At 35.1% G+C, this 20979-nt stretch carries 27 protein-coding genes; 11 read left to right on the top strand and 16 right to left on the bottom strand.

Translation table 11 applies throughout. The features are described 5' to 3' along the window. Window positions 1-26: 26 nt before the first annotated feature. The 3 genes from LW137_RS00395 to efp are packed head-to-tail and all read left to right on the top strand — an operon-like array spanning window position 27 to window position 2386. Window positions 27-869, top strand: a complete 843-nt coding sequence (locus tag LW137_RS00395) for a peptidylprolyl isomerase (RefSeq protein WP_233032454.1) — start codon at window positions 27-29, stop codon at window positions 867-869. A 20-nt stretch (window positions 870-889) separates the two neighbouring features. Beyond that, window positions 890-1813 (top strand): class II fructose-bisphosphate aldolase, encoded by a 924-nt coding sequence (locus LW137_RS00390; protein ID WP_233032453.1) that lies wholly within the window; start codon window positions 890-892, stop codon window positions 1811-1813. 9 nt (window positions 1814-1822) lie between these two features. Continuing rightward, on the top strand, window positions 1823-2386 hold the full coding sequence (gene efp / locus LW137_RS00385) for an elongation factor P (protein WP_233032452.1): 564 nt from the start codon (window positions 1823-1825) through the stop codon (window positions 2384-2386). 746 nt (window positions 2387-3132) lie between these two features. Here efp and folE read toward each other — a convergent pair. Together folE and truD are read right to left on the bottom strand one after the other, a co-directional pair. After that, the gene (gene folE / locus LW137_RS00380; RefSeq protein WP_233032451.1) at window positions 3133-3681 is read right to left on the bottom strand and encodes a GTP cyclohydrolase I FolE; all 549 of its coding nucleotides are present in this window, start codon (window positions 3679-3681) and stop codon (window positions 3133-3135) included. Beyond that, a complete protein-coding gene (gene truD, locus LW137_RS00375; protein WP_233032450.1) occupies window positions 3674-4795 on the bottom strand; it encodes a tRNA pseudouridine(13) synthase TruD in 1122 nt (373 codons plus the stop codon). The genes folE and truD overlap by 8 nt, the downstream gene beginning before the upstream one ends. Window positions 4796-4901: 106 nt before the next feature. Between truD and LW137_RS00370 the strand changes: the two genes are divergently transcribed. Beyond that, a complete protein-coding gene (locus LW137_RS00370) occupies window positions 4902-5528 on the top strand; it encodes a superoxide dismutase (protein ID WP_233032449.1) in 627 nt (208 codons plus the stop codon). 115 nt (window positions 5529-5643) lie between these two features. On the opposite strand, the gene LW137_RS00365 is transcribed toward LW137_RS00370, so the two are convergent. Genes LW137_RS00365 through LW137_RS00340 form a run of 6 tightly spaced genes read right to left on the bottom strand, consistent with a single transcriptional unit; the run spans window position 5644 to window position 10527 of the window. Next, a complete protein-coding gene (locus LW137_RS00365) occupies window positions 5644-6657 on the bottom strand; it encodes a L,D-transpeptidase Cds6 family protein (protein ID WP_233032448.1) in 1014 nt (337 codons plus the stop codon). Window positions 6658-6687: 30 nt separating this feature from the next. Continuing rightward, window positions 6688-7587 carry a GTPase Era gene (gene era / locus LW137_RS00360; RefSeq protein WP_233032447.1) on the bottom strand — a complete coding sequence of 300 codons (900 nt, stop codon included), beginning with the start codon at window positions 7585-7587 and terminating at the stop codon, window positions 6688-6690. After that, entirely contained in the window at window positions 7584-8921 is a 1338-nt protein-coding gene (gene hslU / locus LW137_RS00355; RefSeq protein ID WP_233032446.1) for an ATP-dependent protease ATPase subunit HslU, read from the bottom strand. Before hslU ends, era begins: the two co-directional genes overlap by 4 nt. Then, window positions 8921-9466 carry an ATP-dependent protease subunit HslV gene (hslV, locus tag LW137_RS00350; RefSeq protein ID WP_233032445.1) on the bottom strand — a complete coding sequence of 182 codons (546 nt, stop codon included), beginning with the start codon at window positions 9464-9466 and terminating at the stop codon, window positions 8921-8923. Before hslV ends, hslU begins: the two co-directional genes overlap by 1 nt. 5 nt (window positions 9467-9471) lie before the next feature. Further along, window positions 9472-9918, bottom strand: coding sequence for a 50S ribosomal protein L9 (rplI, locus tag LW137_RS00345; protein WP_233032444.1), 447 nt, complete (start codon window positions 9916-9918; stop codon window positions 9472-9474). A 42-nt stretch (window positions 9919-9960) separates the two neighbouring features. Beyond that, window positions 9961-10527 carry a hypothetical protein gene (locus LW137_RS00340; RefSeq protein ID WP_233032443.1) on the bottom strand — a complete coding sequence of 189 codons (567 nt, stop codon included), beginning with the start codon at window positions 10525-10527 and terminating at the stop codon, window positions 9961-9963. Window positions 10528-10619: 92 nt separating this feature from the next. Here LW137_RS00340 and LW137_RS00335 point away from each other — a divergent pair, with 92 nt between their 5' ends. The 3 genes from LW137_RS00335 to moaC are packed head-to-tail and all read left to right on the top strand — an operon-like array spanning window position 10620 to window position 12113. Beyond that, window positions 10620-11066: a molybdopterin synthase catalytic subunit gene (locus tag LW137_RS00335; protein WP_233032442.1), complete on the top strand. Its 447-nt coding sequence runs from the start codon at window positions 10620-10622 to the stop codon at window positions 11064-11066. 21 nt (window positions 11067-11087) lie between these two features. After that, window positions 11088-11615 (top strand): molybdopterin adenylyltransferase, encoded by a 528-nt coding sequence (gene mog, locus LW137_RS00330; protein WP_233032441.1) that lies wholly within the window; start codon window positions 11088-11090, stop codon window positions 11613-11615. 18 nt (window positions 11616-11633) lie between these two features. Beyond that, window positions 11634-12113, top strand: a complete 480-nt coding sequence (gene moaC, locus LW137_RS00325; RefSeq protein WP_233032440.1) for a cyclic pyranopterin monophosphate synthase MoaC — start codon at window positions 11634-11636, stop codon at window positions 12111-12113. 18 nt (window positions 12114-12131) lie between these two features. Here the strand turns inward: moaC and LW137_RS00320 are convergent, their stop codons facing one another. Then, the gene (locus LW137_RS00320; protein WP_233032439.1) at window positions 12132-13208 is read right to left on the bottom strand and encodes a tyrosine-type recombinase/integrase; all 1077 of its coding nucleotides are present in this window, start codon (window positions 13206-13208) and stop codon (window positions 12132-12134) included. A 60-nt stretch (window positions 13209-13268) separates the two neighbouring features. Here LW137_RS00320 and LW137_RS00315 point away from each other — a divergent pair, with 60 nt between their 5' ends. The 3 genes from LW137_RS00315 to LW137_RS00305 all read left to right on the top strand — a co-directional run bounded on the left by LW137_RS00315 (window position 13269) and on the right by LW137_RS00305 (window position 15201). Continuing rightward, a complete protein-coding gene (locus LW137_RS00315) occupies window positions 13269-13823 on the top strand; it encodes a class I SAM-dependent methyltransferase (RefSeq protein WP_233032438.1) in 555 nt (184 codons plus the stop codon). A gap of 387 nt (window positions 13824-14210) precedes the next feature. Beyond that, window positions 14211-14426, top strand: a complete 216-nt coding sequence (locus LW137_RS00310) for a hypothetical protein (RefSeq protein ID WP_233032437.1) — start codon at window positions 14211-14213, stop codon at window positions 14424-14426. Then, entirely contained in the window at window positions 14374-15201 is an 828-nt protein-coding gene (locus LW137_RS00305) for a rolling circle replication-associated protein (RefSeq protein ID WP_233032436.1), read from the top strand. Before LW137_RS00310 ends, LW137_RS00305 begins: the two co-directional genes overlap by 53 nt. A 205-nt stretch (window positions 15202-15406) precedes the next feature. Here the strand turns inward: LW137_RS00305 and LW137_RS00300 are convergent, their stop codons facing one another. From LW137_RS00300 to LW137_RS00285, 4 genes are read right to left on the bottom strand one after another with little or no spacing between them, the layout of a single operon-like run. Beyond that, window positions 15407-15634 (bottom strand): MoaD/ThiS family protein, encoded by a 228-nt coding sequence (locus LW137_RS00300; protein ID WP_233032435.1) that lies wholly within the window; start codon window positions 15632-15634, stop codon window positions 15407-15409. Between the two features lie 12 nt (window positions 15635-15646). Next, entirely contained in the window at window positions 15647-16891 is a 1245-nt protein-coding gene (locus LW137_RS00295) for a molybdopterin molybdotransferase MoeA (RefSeq protein WP_233032434.1), read from the bottom strand. Between the two features lie 18 nt (window positions 16892-16909). Beyond that, window positions 16910-17503, bottom strand: a complete 594-nt coding sequence (gene ribA, locus LW137_RS00290; RefSeq protein ID WP_233032433.1) for a GTP cyclohydrolase II — start codon at window positions 17501-17503, stop codon at window positions 16910-16912. Window positions 17504-17539: 36 nt separating this feature from the next. Further along, window positions 17540-18118, bottom strand: coding sequence for a DUF3943 domain-containing protein (locus LW137_RS00285; RefSeq protein WP_233032432.1), 579 nt, complete (start codon window positions 18116-18118; stop codon window positions 17540-17542). A gap of 241 nt (window positions 18119-18359) precedes the next feature. Here LW137_RS00285 and LW137_RS00280 point away from each other — a divergent pair, with 241 nt between their 5' ends. After that, window positions 18360-19478: a hypothetical protein gene (locus LW137_RS00280; RefSeq protein ID WP_233032431.1), complete on the top strand. Its 1119-nt coding sequence runs from the start codon at window positions 18360-18362 to the stop codon at window positions 19476-19478. On the opposite strand, the gene LW137_RS00275 is transcribed toward LW137_RS00280, so the two are convergent. Genes LW137_RS00275 through LW137_RS00265 form a run of 3 tightly spaced genes read right to left on the bottom strand, consistent with a single transcriptional unit; the run spans window position 19470 to window position 20975 of the window. Further along, window positions 19470-20252 (bottom strand): TerB family tellurite resistance protein, encoded by a 783-nt coding sequence (locus LW137_RS00275; protein WP_233032430.1) that lies wholly within the window; start codon window positions 20250-20252, stop codon window positions 19470-19472. The genes LW137_RS00280 and LW137_RS00275 overlap by 9 nt on opposite strands. After that, on the bottom strand, window positions 20252-20521 hold the full coding sequence (locus LW137_RS00270; protein WP_233032429.1) for a coiled-coil domain-containing protein: 270 nt from the start codon (window positions 20519-20521) through the stop codon (window positions 20252-20254). Before LW137_RS00270 ends, LW137_RS00275 begins: the two co-directional genes overlap by 1 nt. A 1-nt stretch (window position 20522) precedes the next feature. Beyond that, entirely contained in the window at window positions 20523-20975 is a 453-nt protein-coding gene (locus LW137_RS00265; protein ID WP_233032428.1) for a hypothetical protein, read from the bottom strand. Between the last annotated feature and the right edge of the window lie 4 nt (window positions 20976-20979).

The following is a 20979-nucleotide window of genomic DNA, read 5'->3' as shown; positions in this document are numbered from 1 at the left end:
ATTTTCTTGAAAAGGATTTAAGCATGATGAGGAAGTTTTTAGTAAGTTCTGTTGTGGCAGGAATGCTTTGTGTCACATTGGCGAATGCAGAGGTGTATGCAACCGTTGATGGACAAAAGGTGACAGAAAAAGATATGGAATTTTTCAAACAAGTTATTCCAGGTTTTGATTTTGATAAGCTTTCCAAACAAGACAAAGAGATGGCGATCAATCAACTTATCGAAAGAAAATTGGCGCTCCTTGCTGCAAAAAAAGACAAAATTGACAACACCAAAGAATACAAAGAAGCGCTTAATATGATTCGCAACAATCTTGCAATTGACTTGTGGGTTAAACAACAACAACAAAAATTCGCTTCTGAAGTAAAGATTGGAAAAGAGGATGCAAAAAAATTCTACGATTCCAATAAGAATCTTTTTATTGAACAACAAGCACAAGCAAGAATGATTGTTGTAAAAACTGAAAAAGAAGCTCAAGATATTATTAATGATCTCAAAAAGAAAAAAGGTGATGCTCTTTTAAAAGCATTTATTGAAATGGCCAATAAGAAGTCAATTGATCCGGGTGTTCAAAAAAGTCAAAATGGTGGAGATTTGGGAACAGTAAATAGAAATCAAATGCTTCCACAATTTACTGAGGCTGTTTTTGGATTAAAACCCGGAAGCATTACAACCGAACCAATTCAAACTGAAGCAGGTTATCACATTATCTATCTTCAAGACAAAACTGAGCCAAAAACAATTAGTTTCGATCAGGCACAAACAGTGATTGAAAACAACTTAAAGAATCAAAAGGTTGGAGAAATGCTTCAACAAGAAATGGCGGAAATGAGAAAAAAAGCCAAAGTTAAAGTTGAGCCTATCAAATAAATCTAACAAAGGATTTATAAATGTTGATTTCTGCTAGCGAAATTCTAGTAAAAGCTCACAAAGAGAGTTATGGGGTAGGTGCTTTTAATTTTGTTAATTTTGAAATACTTAAAAGTATTTTTGAATCTGCACATGAAGCATCTTCACCTCTAATAGTCCAAGCAAGCGAAGGGGCTATTAAATATATGGGGATTGATATGGTGGTGGGGATGACCAAACTTTTTGCACAGAAGTATCCGCATATTCCAGTAGCCCTACATCTTGATCATGGAACAAGCTTTGAAAGCTGCAAAAATGCAATTGAAGCAGGTTTTACTTCTGTTATGATTGATGCATCTCATCACTCATTTGAGGAAAATCTAGAAATCACCAAAAGAGTTGTTGATTTTGCACATTCGCATGGTGTAAGCGTTGAAGCAGAGCTAGGAAGATTGATGGGGATTGAAGACAATATCTCTGTAGATGAAAAAGATGCCTGTCTTGTCAATCCCTTGGAAGCTGAAGTTTTTGTCAAAGAAAGCAAAGTGGATTTTTTAGCGCCAGCAATTGGCACTAGTCATGGGGCTTTTAAATTTAAGGGTGAACCTAAACTTGACTTTGAGCGTTTACTTGAAGTTAAGAGATTGACAAATATTCCTCTAGTTCTTCATGGAGCAAGTGCAATTCCTCAATCTGTAAGAGAATCGTTTCTGCAAAGTGGAGGAGATCTTAAGGGAAGCAAAGGTGTTCCATTTGAATTTCTAAAAGAGGCTGTTAGAGGGGGGATCAATAAAATCAATACAGATACAGATTTGCGTATTGCATTTATGGCTGAAGTAAGAAAAGTTGCCAATGAAAATAATTCGGAATTTGATTTAAGAAAATTTTTCACTCCAGCAATGTCTGCTGTCAAATCTGTAATTATAGATCGCATGAAACTTCTTGGAAGTGCAAATAAAATTTAAAGGAAAAAAATGGCAATTGGTATGAGTGAATTAAAAAAAGGATTAAAAATTGAAATTGATGGGATTCCCTATCGCATCACCGAATATCAACATGTTAAACCAGGAAAAGGTGCAGCGTTTGTGCGAGCAAAGATTAAATCTTTTCTTGATGGAAAGGTTATTGAGAAGACCTTTCACGCTGGAGATAAGTGCGATGAGCCCAATTTGCAAGAAAAAAGCATGCAGTTTCTTTATCACGATGGAGAAAGCTATCAGTTTATGGATACAGAAACTTATGAGCAAATTGCACTCAGCGACAATCAGGTTGGAGATGTTGCAAAATGGATGATTGATGGAATGAGTGTGCAAATTTTATTTCATAACAACAAAGCCATCTCTGTTGATGTTCCACAGATTGTAGAATTGCAAATTACTGAAACTGCCCCAAATTTTAAGGGCGACACTTCAAGTGGAGGTAAAAAACCAGCTACTCTTGAAAGTGGGGCTGTAGTTCAGATTCCTTTTCATGTCCTTGAGGGTGAAGTCATTCGTGTCAATACTGAAACAGGTGAATATGTTGAGAAGGTGAAATAGCATTTAAAATATTTGCTCCAAAACGTGCTGTGCTTAGCTTTCTATTTTAGATGTTTCTTTATTGAAATATAATATGCCATGGATCAATGTTGAACTGATTACAGATTGGCTAGGTTTCTGCTAGTTTCCCACTAGGGCTACGAGCTACAAAATTCATCAACAATCAGGTAATTTAGGTCCAAATCTCATACCCTCCCCCATAAAGAAGGGGGGATTGGTAACAATAATAGAAACTTCTTTTAGGAAACACTTAATTTGTAAGAAAGTTATTTAAAACACTCTTTTGGGTCTCTTTAAAGAGACCCAATAAAATATTCTGAAATTTAATAATAACTTCTAATAAATCACGAAAATGACTAAATTATTTTTGAACAAAGTCATGATAAAAATAACAAACTTTAATTGCAGAAAAGTATTCCATCCAAGGGTTTATAGGCAATGTATACAGAAGTTTTTTCATAAGTATATATCCTTTTAGTGTTTTAAGTGTTAGATATATAATAGGCATGTTTTGTAAACTATGAAACAGGATTTTTAAAAACTTAAAAGAAAAAATAAAATAATTAGAATTTATTATCAATTTTTATAAATTATTAGTAGAGATTTATCAAAAATTAAATGATAATCTCGTTTATTCTTTGATTGAGGATCTCAAAAGGTAAAATAAACATTACCTAAATAATAAGGTTGCAAAACACTGTTACATCTTTTTGTTTAGAATCTCTGGTTATTACAATGAAGCTTTATTAATCCTTTTTTAAATGTTCCAAAAATTCTGCTCTAGTTTTAGAATCTTCTTTAAAAACTCCACGAACTGCACTTGTAAGAAGCGTAGAGTTCTTTTTCTCTCTACCTCGCATACTGATACATAAATGCGTTGCCTTACACACAAGCATTGCACCCTTTGGATTGAGTTCCTCCATAATTGATTCAATAATTTGGTATGTAAGATTTTCTTGTGTTTGCAGGCGTCTTGCAAAAACTTCAACAAGCTTTGCAAAATCGCCAATCCCTGCAATCTTTTCTCTTGGGATATAGCCAATGCTAATGTGACCAAAAAAAGGAAGCAAGTGATGCTCACAAAGTGAAAAAAAATCAATATCTCGAACAATAATCATTTCATTGTAGGGAATCTCGCAAAAAGTAGAAAGAAAAATACTTTTAGGATCTTGATGGTATCCACTCAAAAGTTCAAAATAAGAATCTCTAAGTCTTTGTGGAGTATTTTTAAGTCCCTCTCTTTGGGGATTTTCTCCAATTTCTTGACATAAAAAATAAAAAAAATCTTCAAACATCACTTTCTCCACTTAATTCTTGATTTGCTAAAGTTTCAAGCAAAATTGTTGCATAGGATCCCTTGGGGAGCTCAAAAGAAAGTTCCAAATGTGCTTTTTCTTGAATGTAGCGATACTGCAATCTTTGTGGGAAAACCCAAGCAAAACGATAACTTCCCGCTTCTTGAATTTTGGAATCTAAAAAATCTTCTTGAAATTTAAGTGCAAGTTTAGAAGGATATGTAATCTTTTGTCCATCTAAAATCCCGCAAGGAACAATATTATGCAGATAAAACCTCTGACTCTCTTCTTGCGTGATCTTGTCTAAAAAAAATAGTTTTCCAAAAGGATAATGATGCAGTGCATCGCCATCTAAGATTTTAAAAAAAGTTTTTTGCCCCTGAAGATTCTCTATTTCATCAAGAGTTAGTTCAATTTTTAAGCTTTTTTTAATCCCCCTAAATGCTTCTTGCTTTGAAAAATTTTTCAAAATTGAGCAAAGCTTGATTCTGTGACTTAGCCATTGATTAAAAAGATAGCTCTGGTAGCTAGAGATGAGAAAATCAGACAAGCTTCGATCACGCAACTTTTTCTCTCCATGTGCAATCTTTTTCCCCTTAAGATAGTTGTCTCCAAATTTTCCAAAACGCTGATAGCCAAAGTAATTGGGCATCCCTTCTGTGGAAATTTTTTCCAATATGCTATATATTTTCTCTAGATCCTGTGGAAGAACTTTTTTTAAACGGATAAAAAAAGAATTTCCCTTAAGATGGCCGATTTTGATTTTATTGTTATGTCGATGAATAGAAAGGATTTTAAGATTCTTTTGGCTTAAAATATTTTGAGATTCTTTTAATTTTGAATAGAGAGAGTAGGGAATAGAAATAAATTGTGTCGTTAGAGCATTTTTGTCTTTCAAACCAGCATAACCAATCTCTTTATGTCTACATCCAAGAACATCGCACAAAATCTGAATCATTTCCGGAGTGCTTAATCCCTTTTTCCGAATCTGTAAAACAAGATGCTCTCCATGATTACTCCACTCATAGAGAGGAATCTCTTTTACAATAAAATCTCTAGCTGACTGAACAAAATGAAAATTAATTGGAGTCAAAGAATAGGGATAGATTCGCATTCTAGAAACCTTAAAAAATATTTGCAAAATTATAACAAAAGCAAATTTTTGTCGCTTATAATACATTCTCGCCTTTGAGCGTGAAGAATAAAAAAGGAGAAGTAAAATGTTTCAATTGAGAAATTTACCTTTCGCACAAGAAGAAATTGCAGATTTTTTGAGTGCAAAAACTTTCGAATATCATTATGGAAAACATCATCAAACTTATGTCAATAATCTCAACAATCTTATTGCTGGAAGTGAATTTGAAAATGCAAATTTACTCGAAATTATTCTCAAATCAAATGGGGGAATTTTCAATAATGCAGCACAAGTTTTTAACCATGATTTCTTTTGGGATTGCATTTCGCCAAAAGCAACTCCAATGAGCTCTGAACTCAAAAATGCAATTGAAAAAGACTTTAATAGCATTGAAGCATTTAAAGAGGAATTTATCAATAAAGCGACAACTCTTTTTGGAGCTGGGTGGTGCTGGCTTGCTTTAAATGGAGAAAAATTAGAAATTCTACAAACAAGCAATGCGCAAGTTCCAATGACTGAAGGCAAGATTCCATTGCTTGTAGTGGATGTTTGGGAACATGCATACTATATTGATTATAAAAATGCAAGACCAAATTACTTGACAAAATTTTGGGATTTTGCAAATTGGGAATTTGTATCCAAAATATATCTTGAAGCTAAAACAAAAGGCATGGATGCAATCAAAAACTATACCCTTTCTTTACACTCTTAGAAATTTCAAAAAAAAAGGGGGGGGGGCAGAGGTTTTTTAGAAAATGTTTTTATACATTTATAATTACAGGGAAGCAACGCAAAGATTTGTGACATATATTAATATATGTCAATTTTTATTCTTCAAGCAATATTGACATACTACCATCCTCAAGCAAGATGACATAAAGCTCTTTTTTGCCACTAGAGCGATAAGAAACCTTTTGTTTTTTATCTAAAGCCAAATACTCCTGATTAAAAGTGATTCTAAAAAGCCTTTTTCCCTCATCATTAGGGTAGGGGGTAATGTCAATTGAAGAGATTTTGATTTGTTTATTTTCATTCTTGGCAAAAATACGACTTTTGTATTTTTTATAATTTGCATAATTTGTGCCATTTGATTTTTTAAAGCTAGAATCATAAAAAGCAATATAATTATCAAAATCCCCTTTTTCCCAAGTATCTTTCCATAAGTAAAGTTGTGCCAAAAGATTTGCAACTTCATCTTTTGTTGGTGGGATATAGCTTCCCTCATAGGTGATAAGGATCGTATTGTCAAACTTAATCCTTTTGTCATAAATTTTAATATCTTCATTTTCAATTGCAATACAACCTTTTGTATTGAGCTCATCACGATTACCATTTAATGGCATTCCATGTATCCAGATTCCATACCCCGTTTTTCTCAATGATTTATCATAAGCATTTGGATAAGAAGTTACAAAAGCCATTGCTCCATAGTATTGATCAAGTTTTGTAAGCTTATTTTGTAGATCATAAACTCCAATAGGAGTCGTCAAATCTCCACTGACTTTTTTGTTTCCTTTGCCCGAACCAACAAGCGCACTGCTAACTCCTATTTCTTCAAGCTCCCCTTTAGAAAAACGAAAAAGCGAAAGGTTGGGGATACTCTTATTAGAAACAAAGATATATTCCTTATTTTCATAGTATCCATAAGTTATATCCTGATCACGCAAAACACTCAGCCAATAATCCTTGTTTAAAAGCAGAGTTTGAATCTTACTTTCTACTTCTTTGAGTTCGGTTTTGCGATAGCTATCAATAATATCAATCAAAGCTTGATGAGAAATATCCTCTGCTTGAAGATTTAACACAACAAGAGAGGAGGCAATAAGTGCTAATTTTTTCAATTCTTTACTCCAGTTGATTTGGCTTTGAATTTAGAAGTCAAAATCGTATCCAATTTTTTTAAGCCCCTCTTTAGTTTTGCTCCAATTTTTTTGCGCAAAGACATTAAGCTTTAGAAAAATCTTCTTTTTTTCAATCATTTCAATTTTTTCTCGTGCATTTTTTCCAATGCGCTTGATGGTTGAAGCATTTTTGCCAATAATCATGGCTTTTTGACTTTCTTTTTCAACAATAATTTTTGCAAACACTCGGTTAATGTGTGCTTCTTCTGCAAATCGTTCGATCACCACATCACTTTCATAAGGGATTTCATCGCTTAATTTCTCAAACAAGCTTTCTCGGATAATTTCCTTATAAATCTCACGCATATTGCTTGTTGTCATAATCTCTTCATCATAAAGAAAAGGAGAATAGGGTAGATGCCGAATAATTTCTTCCAATAATGGAGAAAAATCAAAATATTCTTTGCACTCTATTGGAATAAGTGCTAAGAATTTATCTTGAAACTTTTGATACTCAGAAATTTTCTCCAAAACTTCTTGTTTGGAAACCTTGTCACACTGGCTGAGTAAAAGAATATGGGGTTTATTGTTGCATAGTGCAAGAAATTCCTTGTAATATTTTAAGTCATCATAAACAGGGGAAAGAAAAAGATTAAGATCACAATCCCCCATTGCCTTAAGAGCTTCTTGAAGCATAAATTGATTAAGAAGTTTTTCTTGTTTATGTATTCCTGGAGTATCCACAAAAATAATTTGGGCTTTCTCTTGATTGGCACACTGATGTGTGATAATAAAATTCATTCTCTTGCGTGTAGCATTGGCCTTATGTGAGACAAGTGCTAGGTTTTCTCCACAAAGAAAGTTCAAAAATGTTGATTTTCCTGCATTTGGACGACCCAATACTGCAACAAAACCGGATCTTGAACTCATAAGATATACCTTGCCAAATCAACATTCTCAACTAGGTGGGCAAGTTTTTCACGAACCAAATCTGCAGTCACTGTGATTGTTTCCCCTTTGTGATCGTGTGCATTGAAGCTAATCTCTTCAAGCACTTTTTCAATCGTCGTATGCAACCGTCGCGCTCCAATATCTTCTGTTTTTTGGTTGGCATAAATAGAGAGTTTTGCAAGTTCTAAGATAGCTTCATCTTCAAAAACAAGCTTCACGCCTTCTATTTCCAAGAGTGCTTGATATTGCTTTAGGATTGAATTTTTGGTTTTTGTCAGAATCTGAAACATTGCTTCTTGCGTTAGGTTTGAGAGCTCAACCCTTAGTGGAAATCTTCCTTGCAATTCTGGAATCAAATCACTTGGCTTACTAAAATGAAAGGCTCCTGCAGCAATAAAAAGAATATGATCTGTTTTAATTTGTCCTAATTTTGTTTGAACATTACTTCCTTCAACGATAGGAAGAAGATCTCTTTGAACTCCTTCTTTGCTGGGATCACTTCTAGAAGAATCTTTATTGCTTAAAGCAATTTTATCAATTTCATCAATAAAAACAATTCCTCCATTTTCCGCTCTTTTGAGCGCCTCTATCTTGATTGCCTCTTGATCAAGGCTATTTTCTAAAGCCTCAGAGTGCAAAAGCTCTTTGGCTTCTTTAATCGTAACTTCTTTTTTAACACTCTGATTGGGGGCAATAATCTTAACAATTGATTCTTGGGCCTTTGAAAGTTCTGGTGGAAGCCCAAAATCAGAGAAATCACTTTTTTTGTTGATTTCAATTTCAATTTTCAAATGATCCATATCGCCATTTTTAACTTTTTGCTTCATACCTATAAAACTATTTTCATAGTCATTTTTCTTCTCCTCAGTGGCTCCACTTGGAAGAGGGGGGAGGAGTTTTTTGGTGATCTTTGTAATGATATAGTCTTCTATTTGCTCCAAGTTTTCTTCCTGAAACTCCTTTTGAACAAGTGCATATGATGTATTGACCAAATCTCTAATCATTGATTCAACATCGCGTCCAACAAAACCCACTTCAGTATATTTACTTGCCTCAACCTTAATAAAAGGTAATTTGAGCATTTTTGCCATACGTCTTGCAATTTCTGTTTTTCCAACCCCAGTAGAACCAATCATTAGAATGTTTTTGGGTGTAATTTCTTCTTGCAATTCTTTTGAAAGGAGAAAGCGTCTATAACGATTTCGCAGAGCAATCGCAATTGTTTTTTTTGCCTCCTTTTGCCCAATGATATACTCATCAAGATATTCCACAATTTGAGGGGGTGTTAGTGCTTGAAATTCATTTTCTTGCATTAATTTAGCTCCAAAATTTTGATATTTGTATTTGTATAGATACAAAGCTCTCCGGCAATTTGAAGAGATTGTTGCACGAGTTCTTTGGGATGAAGATTGCAAAAGCGATCAAGGGCACGAGCAGAACTCAAAGCATAATTGCCACCACTTCCAATTGCTGCAATCCTTCCATCTTCAGGTTCGACAACATCTCCCGTTCCGCTAAGAATATAAATTTTTTCTTTATTAAGCACAATCATCATTGCCTCTAGTCTGCGCAAATATTTATCTTTACGCCATTCTTTACTAAACTCAATAATACTCTTTAATAAATCTCCCTTTTTCCCCTCTAAGATTCTTTCAAACATATCAAAAAGCTGGAAAGCATCGGCTGTGCTCCCTGCAAATCCACTCAAAACCTCTCCATTATAAAGTGTGCGAATCTTTGTAGCATTGCCCTTGAGAACACAATTGCCAAAAGTAACTTGTCCATCTCCCCCAATAACTGCATACCTCTTGCCTTCATATTCTCCACAATACCCTAAAATAGTTGTTGCCTCAAACATTATCCTTATTCGCCTTTCACAGTAAGAGTAAAATGAGCATGGATTCCATGCCCAAGATTAGAAGAGATTTTATACTCCCCTACATGCTTGATTGGAGAATCAATCTCTATGTGTTTTTTATCGACTTCTAAGCGATGATTTTCTTGCAATGCTAAAGCGATTTCTTCTTTTGTAATTGCCCCAAAAAGTGCTCCTGTTTCTCCGCATTTTTTATGGATAACCAAATTGATTTTCTCCAATTCTTTTGCCAGAGCCTCTCTTTGGGCTTGCTCTAAAGCTAGCTTTTCTTCTTTGTTGCGTTGCTCTGCCTTATAGCGATTGATGACCTCATTTGTAGCAAGCTTTGCCTTGCCTTTTGCAATAAGAAAATTTTGTCCATATCCATCTTTGACTTCAACCACATCCCCACTTTTTCCTAGAGATTTAATATCTTCAAGTAATAAAACCTTCATCTTTGATCCTTGCTTTTATAAACAAATAAAAATTTTATCAAACTATTCTTGAGATTGCTCATTTTGCGATGATGTTTCTTGTGAATCTATTTCAGAAATAAAATTTTTCAACGCCGCTAAGATCGAGCTTTTAAGCGCCTTTTCTTCATCATCTTTGGAGATTGTTTCATCTTCACCAATTCCCAACACTTTATTTTCTTCTGTTGAGATTTTAGATTCTCCAAAATCTCTCCTGATCACTTCTTGATTGTTGAGCGTTAAAACAACCCTTGTTTGAAGCGTATGATTGGATTTACTTTTGAAGGTTTCTTTTGATTTGGTATTCTCCATTTTAATCTCATAGGCTGCATTGAGGGTATAAGCTCCTTGTTGGGGTTTTTTCAAAAGATGTATGCATCCAGTGTTTTGCATAACTTCTTCTAAGAGATTCCTAAACTCTCCTTCTGATATTGTGCCTTGATTATTTCTTTGAAATACGCCTTGGAGATATATCTCTGCAACAGGAGATTGGCATATTGAATTTTGAGTAAAAACAAGCTCTCGTTGAGCACAACCTACCAAAAGAAGCCCACTTACAATTCCCAAAGAAATAACTTTTGCTCTTTTCATTTGTTTTCCTTTTTGTAGCTAGAAAGTTTTGTTGAACAATTAGCATTATATAATTCTGTTTTATTTTTAGCCCAAATTATTATGAGGAAAATATGCTAGAACTTTATAAAAATGCTCTACCTACACAGCAAATTTATCTACAGTGGGAAGAGCTTGCCAAAAAAAACAATTTTGGAGCTTTCTGTATTTTTTGCGGAATTGTCCGCGATGAAAATCAAATCAATGGCCTCAGCTTTGATATATATGAACCCCTTTTGAAGGAGTGGTTTTCACAATGGGAAAAAATCGCCCAACAACAAAATATGATTGTATGTATGGCTCATTCGGTGGGTGATGTATTGCTTGGGGAAAGCTCTTATATGAGCGCGATCCTCTCCTCTAATCGAAAAAATGCCCTAGAACTATATGCGGAATTTGTTGAGGATTTCAAACGCAATGCTCCCATTTGGAAATATGATCTAATAGGCCAAAAAAGAATTTATGCACAAAATCGTAGTTATGCCCTAAGAGGAAGTGGCATATTGGCAGATAAATCTTAAAATCTACAGCAAAGGAAAAAAATGACAAAAATTGGTATTGTTACTGCAAGCGATCGCGCAAGCGCTGGAATTTATGAGGATCTTTCAGGAAAGGCAATCATTGAGGTTTTAGGAGAGTTTATCGCTTCAGAATGGGAATATATATATGAAGTGATTCCAGACACTCAAGAAGAGATTGAAAAAACACTCATCAAAATGTGCGATACGCATCAATGCGATTTGGTAGTCACCACTGGAGGAACAGGTCCTGCACCAAGAGATGTTACACCAGAGGCAACAGAATCGGTGTGCGAAAAGATGATGCCAGGGTTTGGAGAACTGATGCGAAGTGTCAGTCTTAAATATGTCCCAACAGCTATTCTTTCAAGACAAACCGCGGGCATTAGAGGAAAAAGCTTGATTGTCAATCTTCCTGGGAAGCCTAAGAGCATTAGAGAATGCCTAGAAGCCGTTTTTCCAGCAATCCCTTATTGTGTTGATTTGATTGGAGGAAGCTATATTGAAGGAAATGCAGAGAAAATTCAAGTTTTCCGTCCCAAATCTTCATAAAACTCAAGGAAAGACAAAATGGAAGAAAAAAAACTAACACATCTCAATCAAAACAATCATCCTACGATGGTAGATGTCGGATCCAAAGAAATCACTCAGCGCACTGCAATTGCTCAAGGAAGCATTTATATGAGCAAAGAGGCATACCAAATGACAGTTGAGCAGAAAACAAAAAAAGGCCCAGTGATTCAAACTGCAATTATTGCTGGAATCATGGGGGCCAAAAAAACAAGCGATCTTATCCCGATGTGCCACCCTATCTCAATCAATTCTGTCAATCTTGAAGCTAAATATAATCAAGAAGAATGCGCAATTACTCTCATTGCTACATTGAAATGCGATGGAAAAACAGGGATCGAAATGGAAGCATTGACAAGCGTTTCAATCGGACTTTTGACGATCTATGATATGCTCAAAGCAGTTGATAAAGGAATGAAAATCAGCGATATCTCATTAAGATACAAAAGTGGGGGAAAGAGTGGGGAATACCAAGCTTGACTTTGGGAGAAGAGGGTGTTATTTCCCCATTTCATCCATAATACTTGCAGCTTGAATCAAACGGTTTGTATCAAAATGTGTATAGATTCTGCTTGTATTAAGATCTGCGTGTCCCAATGCCTCTTGCACAAGCACTAAATCCTGACTTTTTTGATAGAGCAGGGTAGCAAAACTATGGCGTAGCATATGTGCACCCATCTTTTCTTTATAAATTCCGCCATAGCTAAGAATCTGATCAACGACTTTATAAATATAAGCTTGAGAGAGACTTTCTCCTTTTTGATTGCAAAACAACAATTCGCTCTTGATTCCCAACTCCTTTTTTTGCTTAATCCATTGCATCAGTAGGGATTCAATATGTTGTCGCTTAATCATCACAACACGCATTTTGTCCCCCTTTCCTCGAATTTGTAAAAGATAGACTTCTTTTTGTGGGAAAATATCCTTCATTCTCAAATTTAAAGCTTCACTTACACGAATGCCCGTATAGATAATAAGCTTTAAAATCAAACGGTTACGAATAGCGATTTTCTGAGATTGAGGATATTCATCAATTGATCTGAGGAAAATATCAATCTCTGTTTCATTCATATAAGCAGGGAGTTTTTGTCCGCTTCTTCCCCGAATCCCTCCAATATTTTTTAATTCAATGTTGAAGATATGAGCTTTCCCATCCTCTGTCCTATTATGCTTATCAAGATAAGCAAAAAAACCAATCATTGCAACACGATAATTTTTTTTTGTTGCTGAGCTGAGTCCGCTTCCTTGAATCGTAAGAAAATCGATCAAAAGTTCCTCGTGTATTTGCTCAAGACGCTCAAAAGACATTGCAACCAAATAAGGATACAGCTTCAAAAGAGGATTGGCATATGTAGCAATTCCAATAAGTCCATTCTTTCTTGCTTCCTTACACAGAATCTCAAGTTCGTTAAGAGAAGAGGGGAGGGCTTGAAATTTAGCGATAATGAGAGAAATTGCATCGCGATTTTGAACATTTTTACTTGAAAGCGTTGTGAGTTTATATCTCAAAAAACGCGTAAGCCAAAACAAAAGACTATCTGCAAAATTTGCCTTGCAATTTAGTAGTTGAGACATAAAAATCCTTATAATGTCATCTAAAAAATAAATTTTATATTATTGTAAGGACAATATGGAATGTTGTGGCATTTTTTAAGAAATCCTCGAAAAACAGGAGCAATTTGTTCAAGTTCCAAAAGTTTGGCTCAAGCAATGATTAAAGAAGTAGGGATTGAAAAGGCAAAAAATATCGCTGAAATCGGAGCGGGATTAGGTGTTTTTACACAAGAAATCTTAAAAGTCAAGCAAGATCAGAGTAGATTTTTTGTGTTTGAGATCAACAAATATTTTGTTCAAGAATTGCAAAAAAAATTTCCAGAAATTTCCCTATATCACTGTGGAGCAGAGAATATGCTTCAAATTTTATCAGACGAAAATGTTGATGCCTTAGATGTTGTTATTTCGGGATTACCTTGGAGTATTTTTTCAAATAAAGAACAAGATGTGCTACTTGAAGAAATTTATCAATCTCTAAAGCATGGGGGGATTTTTTCAACATTTGCCTATATTTTCCCTACGCCTCAGGCCAGAAGCTTCAAAAAGAAACTGTTTAAGAAATTTTCTTCTGTAAAAATCTCAAAAATCATTTGGAAAAATCTTCCTCCAGCATATGTGTATTATTGTCAGAAGTAATTTCTTTTGAAAGCCAATCTATGCTTTCCTCTTGACTTCCAAAAGCCCGATCCATAAATCCCGCATAAAACCAATTTTAAAAGGTTTTTAAAACCAAGCACCGCGACTAAAATCTACTAGCACTTCTTGAGTCTTTGGATTTCACGAGGGTTTTCACGAGTGCTTGCTCTTCAATCTTCTTTTTACACCCAAAATAACTCGACATTGATTTTATGCATATCTAATTTGAATTAATTCCCAGTTTGAATTAATTCCCAGAAAAATCTCAAAAATTTATTTTAGTTATGAAAACAATAATTTTCAAACCAAGCGGATAATAAGCCCCTTAGGCAAGTTCATTGACAATTTGTTGTTAAAAAAAGTTTTCATAACTAAAGGAGTTTTCAAATGAAGCATTTTAATGAGAACAATGACCCCGCAAAATATAGAGCGGGTTTAGTTGTTTTTTTAGTTTATCTAATTTTTCTTGCTTGCCTGATTGCATTTGCTAGTTGCACTATGTATATCAAATCAAAGCACGGTGAAATGTTTATTACAAAGGAGGTAGATGATGGCTTACTACAAATCGACCAAGCTAAGGTGGAAAAAGTGGAAAACCAATAGGATGCAAATCTCCCTTTTTTGTCAAGGACGCTCAGGTGCTGGTTGGTTGCGGTCGGTGCTTGTTTTGTCGCATAAAGAAACGCAACAAATGGACCGCTCGCTTAATCTTAGAAAATGCTTGCCATTTTCTTCTAGTATATTTGTTACTCTGACTTATTCCAATGAGTTTCTCCCCTCCCCTCCCTCTGTATCTAAGCGTGAGTTGCAATTATTTCTTAAGCGTCTTAGAAAGGCTTTAGGAGATAAGAAAATCCGCTATTACGCTTGCGGTGAGTATGGAGATACTTTCTTGCGTCCCCATTATCATTTGATTATTTTCGGAATGGGGAATACTTCTGAAGAGGTTAAGTTAATTGAAAAAATTTGGAATAAAGGACTAATTTATGTGCGAAATGTTTTAGGAATTCAAAATCCGACAGCAGGAGATAAAAAACTTATTGAACTTTCTAATGCTGTTTCTAATGAGAAAGGATATAATTTAGTCCCCCACCCTGACGGAAAATCTTTTGAGTTTGGCTTTTCTCCTGAAAGTATTGCTGGGCAATCTGTTTCAGAAGGGCTTACTGGTTTAGTTTTTGGCAATTGGCATCTTGCCAAAGAGGGCTATTTTAATATGGCTACGCGAAAAAAGATAGAAAGAGAAGCTATCAAAGCTGGTATTCTGAAAAAGGGTCAAACCTTTAACTGGGAATGGTCGCCTTATAGTTACAAACTTATTCCTGAAAAAAAGGGTTGGTTATATAAAAAGTTAGAAAAAATCTTAGGAGGTGAATAATGTTTTTTTTGTTTTTGCTTGTTTTGCTTATTCTTTTTTGGGCTTTTTTATATGTTTCTGTTCGAATTATTAAAAAAGCTTGGAAAAAATAAGCAATGGAAGCTTTGATTATTTTGATTTTAATTATTTGGTTTGTTTGGCCTTTTATCTTCCCTTTTTGGAAAAGATAGAATAAAAAAATTGAATCCCCTCCCCCCACTTTTATTTATCCTCCACAAACTGGGGGAAGCAAAACAACATGATCTCCATCTTGAAAAGAATAATCAAGATTCTCCACAATCACATTATTGATCGCCACTGCGCTAAGCTTGAGCCATTCTTGAAGCTTGATGTCTTTTTGCAACTCGTTTTTAAGCTCTTCAAGCGTTGATAGTTCAAAGCTCTGAGCTTCAAGGCCAATTGGGCCCAAAAATTCCACTTTGATTTTTGCCATTTTTAACTCCTTCTAGAAATATAGCAAGTGTGAAAGCAAAATGATATCCACCTCTTCTCCAGCCTGAAGATCGCTACCATTTTCTTTCAAATAGATTAAGGCACTAGAATTACAAAAATTATTGATCACAGAGCTTTGCAGGGTTTTTTTATTCCAGAAGCCAACCTCATATCTTCCTTCATTGAGTTTAAGATCGCAGATTCTCAATTCAGCTCTTTGATCTGCTCGCACGATATCTTCAATCAGCCGAGCTTTAAAGCTTGGGATCAAAGCATCAAACGAGACTTTCAACATTTTTGTAAATACAATACGCACAAAAAGCATAAAAGTCACAGCACAAGAGTTTGGAAATCCTGGAAGACCAAAGACATAGGTGCGATCTTTATAGATTCCAAAGCCAACAGGCTTTCCAGGCTTCATTCTCACACCCTTAAAGCACATATCGCACTCCTCCTGAAGAACTTCTTGCACATAGTCAAAATCTCCTTTGCTAGCACCCCCCGTTGTGATCAAAATATCACAACTCCTTAGTGCTCCCAATACTTGTTTGCGAATTTCCTCCTTGCAATCCTGCATCAAAGGAAACAGATGCACCTCTGCTCCCCATATTTGTGCTATAGCCTTAAGAAGGTGATTATTGACACTTCTGATTGCATTATCTCTTTTCTCTTCCCCTATTTCCATAATCTCATCCCCTCCACTTAAAATAGCAAGCTTTGGACGAATAAAAACAGGAACAAAGACATAATTAAGTTCTGCCAAAAGCCCAATTTCAAAGGGAGTGATCTTCATCCCCTTTTTCAGTAAAACTTCACCTTTTTTATAATTTTCTCCAATTTGGCGTATCCATTGATTTGGAGAAGGAATAGGAGAGTTTGGAAGTATTTTCAATCTCCCCTCTTCTTCTTGCGTATGCTCAACCAAAATCAGCATATCACATCCTTCTGGCATTTTGGATCCCGTAAAGGTCTTGATGCATTCTCCTTGATTGCATTGAGGGATTTCTAGCTCTCCAGCCTTATTGACTCCAGAAATTTTTAATCCTTGAGTTTGAAAAAGCGATAAATCTTTAGAAGAAAAAGCATATCCATCCATTGCTGAGGTGCAGTGCATAGGCATATTTTCAGAAGCGACAATATCTTGAGCTAGCACTCTATTAAGGGAATCGCTTAAAAAAACCTTTTCACTCCCTATTTCTGGAATTTCTAGACTCCTTAAAAGCTCAAGACTTTCTTCAAAACTAATATTTTGTTTCATATTCTTCCTTTTTGAGGATTATGGAAGCAAATGCCCCATCTTATTTTTTTTGATCTGAAGATACTCTTGATTGTGACAATTTTGAGGTGCAAAAATTTCTTCTCGCTCAACTCTTGCAAAAGATTCTAAAAATTGAATTTTAGATGGATTATTTGTCAGCAGAATAATCTCAGAAAGACCAAAATGCTTAAAAATTTCTCCCACAATGCGATAATCTCGCGCATCCCTTGGCAGACCCAAAGCCTCATTGGCCTCAACCGTGTCCAACCCCTGATCTTGCAAGGCATATGCATTGATTTTATTGAAAAGTCCGATCCCTCTACCCTCTTGGCGAAGATATAAAATCATCCCTCCTCTTTGCTGAATCAATTTGAGTGCAATCTCAAGCTCTCCTCCGCAATCACACTTCAAAGAATGCAATACATCACCCGTCAAACATTCAGAATGGATTCTCACAAGTGGTTTTTTAGGGAGTTCTAAAGAGCTAATAACAAGATGCTCCAGTTCGCAATCACGCCCATGAATATTTTGTGTCCACTCCCTAAAAGCCGTAAGTTTAAAATGGCCATAAGGTGTAGGCAAATTGGCAGTGTTTGAAACTTCAACTTTCATATTATTTATCCTTCTTTTATTTTTTGAGGTGGAATTCTACCAACGATAAGTGGCTACAAAGGTAATACCATCTTTTTTGGGGAGATAAAAACTCTGAAAGTCTTGTGTATTTTTGATCCCCATTGCCTTCCCCAATTTGAGATCTTGAATAACAAAACCAATAGGATCCATCAAAAAAAGCATCAAACCGCCCAAAAATTTTGATCCAAACAATTCAGAATTATTGTTTTGGATATAGTTGATTCCCAAATAAAAGAGTTCTCCAAAAAGAGATCCAAGAGCGGGAGTTACAACTAAATCTTGCCAACTTGGTGTTTCTGCAAACGCTTCGATTCCATATTCCCAGAAAAAGGTGGAGCATAAAAAACTATAAAAGGTAGAAAATCCCCAATTAAACCCTGCTCTACGCGTTTGAAGATAATAAACCGCACCCCAATAAGGATGCGTGATCCAATTGAGCCACCACTCATCTTTATCTACAACAGGCCCACTCTTCACTTTGCGCAGATAATTTGTCCCAAGATTCTTAATATCTTCTTTATCCCATTTTGTGACAGATTCTGGCATCAAAAACAAAATCCCTGCCCCAGCAAGCGATCCTGTGATTGTTAGCATCGCGCTTGTCCCTAAATATGCCCATTTAGAATTTGGGATATAAGCTGGGATTCTTAAAGAATCTAAGGATTGGGGATACAGATCTTTTGATAAACAAATCAGACAAATAAAAAGTAAAAATATCTTTTTCAAATGTAAGAAAGCCTTAAAATAGAGTATCATCTTGTCACAATGTGAGAGAGAAATAAAAGCTAAATTATAGTCCAAAACCATCTAATAAAGATCATATAAGGAAATACACTTGCGAAAAACTTATTTTTTCCTCTCTTGCTTACTAGTTCAAAAGCTTGTTGCTCAGACTCAACTTGAAAGCCAAGAAGAGATATTAAACAAACCCAAAAAAGAAATCTCTTTTATCTATGATGCTGACTTTGAATTTTTGTTTGACAATCTTGAATATTCCGATCCATTTTGGGATACAAGAACTCTTATTGCAGCAAAATTATCCCCAGAGATCGGTATAAGTTTTTTTGGACAAAAACTGAAATTTGGAGGATTTTTTACCCTCAAAATGGGTGAGCAATACCCTAAGCAATGGGGGCTTACACTTTCTTATAATTTTGAGGCAAAAGATTTTTCTGGATATTTTGGGATTTTTTCCAAAAAACGCAGAATCGGCCAATATCCTCTAATGTTTTTTCGACAAGATTATGAGTTTTTGCATCCTCTCATCAATGGAGTCATGCTGCAGTATGATTCTAAATCCAACTATCCTTTTAATCTCCAAGCAGAATTTATTTTTGATTGGTATGGAGGAGATCTTTCAAAAAGAATTGATGAGTTTTTGATACAAGGCTTTTTAAAGCAAAGTTTTTTAGAGCAAAAGATATATTGGGGGGGGGGACTTCTTCTTTATCATACAAAAAATGATGAATTTCTCAATCTTGATGGTCATCATTTTGATACTTATCTCCTTGATCGATTCTATTACTATGCATTTATTGGGAGCGATCTCTCTTCTCTTGTGCCAGAAATGAAAACGCTTTCTTTTGAGCTAGGATCACTTTCTTCCCTTGAAAGAAAACGTAGACATAGCAGTGGGAATGATCCATTCTCTCACCAAGTGGGCTGGCAATTTGAGAGCAAAGTCGCCTACAAAGGATTTGGAATCGACAACAAACTTTATTGGGGAGATTCTCAATATAAATACTTCCATCAATATGGAGAAGAGTTTTATGCAGGATTGCCTTTTTATCAAAGCTCTCTTTATAACAGAACAGAGTTTTATTATGAATATCAAAATCGTTATTTGAAAGCTAGAGCAAGCTTTGTGTTACATGCGACACAAAAGAAAGTAGCCAATCAACAAATGATTTCTCTTGTTATTGATACGGCTAAATTATTTTCTTTGTTATTCTGATTTGGGTTGCTGTGTCTTTAGGATTTCATAAGCCTGATGTATTTTTCTTAATTGAAGCAATTGATCTCTTCCATTTAGCGCACGAGTTTCTTCATCGCCAATGGGATTTTGCTTGGTTTGAGCAATGAGATCAAGATATCTTTGATGCAATTCCTCCTTCTTTGCATCTCCAAAGAGTTCTTGTGCCTCTTGAAGAGAGACTTCAACAAAGTTGGCCTTAGCAAAATCAGTATATAAATCATTAAAATCTTTATTATCCAATTCAAGCAAAGCACCCACATCAATGATCGCCTCTTTTGTGGCTTCATTCAGAATGCCATCTGCATACCCCAAAACAAAACAAAACTCCACAACTTTCAATTTTTTTCTATATTCCCCCTTAGTCAATTCACAAAAATCACGAGTGAGCTTCTGGATATCTTTATTGTCCGCATAAAAAATATCTTCTAATGTCCTTTTTACTTCATCAAAAGATCCTAACTTCTCTAACTCTCTTGCCATATCTTCAAGCATAGAGCTTGCCACCTCTTTTTCAAGCACACAAATTTCTCCATCGGCATTGGCAACATAGCCTAAGATTCCGGCAAGTAGCCCAAACTCATTGGAGTAAATTTTTTCTTCAAGACTTATAGGTTCAGGAATGGCAAGTTGAAATGCCTCTTCTTGTTTCATAAAACGTTTTTGGTTGTTTTCATTCCCTAGATACTCTCTAAGTGTTATATATAAATAATATAAAACCCCCAAAGCACCCAATATGATGATCATCTCAAACATTACAATCTCTCCTTTTTTCTAAAATCTTTATAGGTAATATTTTTTTCTTTTGAAAACTGCTCGCTGACCTCTTGGTTTTTTTTAATATTCTCCTTAAGCTTTTCGATGTATTGATCTCGAATTGCAGATTGATGAGTTTTAGAAGGTCTAACAAATAAAGCAAAACAAACAATAAAAAAGAAAATGACGCTTATCCCCTCTTGATGAGTAATGGCATACCATCCTGCAGAAATACATAGAGCAAAAAGAAGCTTAAAAAATGCTTTCATTTTAGCCCTTTAGAAGATTGGGATTTTTTGAAAGAATGGCATGCATCGAATCTTCTTGTTTTTTGTCTTCTTTGGTTTCAAAGGGATTGACAAAAATAGGAATAGGATATGAAGAATCTTCATCCTGAGCAAGTATCTGAATGACACTTGCATAGGGAATCTTAAGGATTGTTCCTATATCCTCTCCTTCTTTTAAAATTAAACCCGCTTCAAACACAAAAAAATCATCAAAAACTTCTAATGATTCAAAGCTATAGCCAGAAAGGATAAAAATCGCAACCTTCCCAATTTTTTCTTTTATCTCATCAATCAAGGGAGGATCAAAACAAACAAGAGAGGTATCACAAGCAATAGAAAAGTGCAACCCTTCATTCTTGAGTTGTGTAATAAATTCTTTTGCATGCAAAGCAAACAACTTTTGAAATTTTGGATTTTGTGCCATATATTTAAACATTTTT

This window comes from Helicobacter kayseriensis (assembly GCF_021300655.1).
Lineage (GTDB): Bacteria > Campylobacterota > Campylobacteria > Campylobacterales > Helicobacteraceae > Helicobacter_G > Helicobacter_G kayseriensis.
The sequence above is the reverse complement of the archived record's forward strand: the minus strand, read 5'-3'. Positions and strand labels throughout refer to the sequence as shown.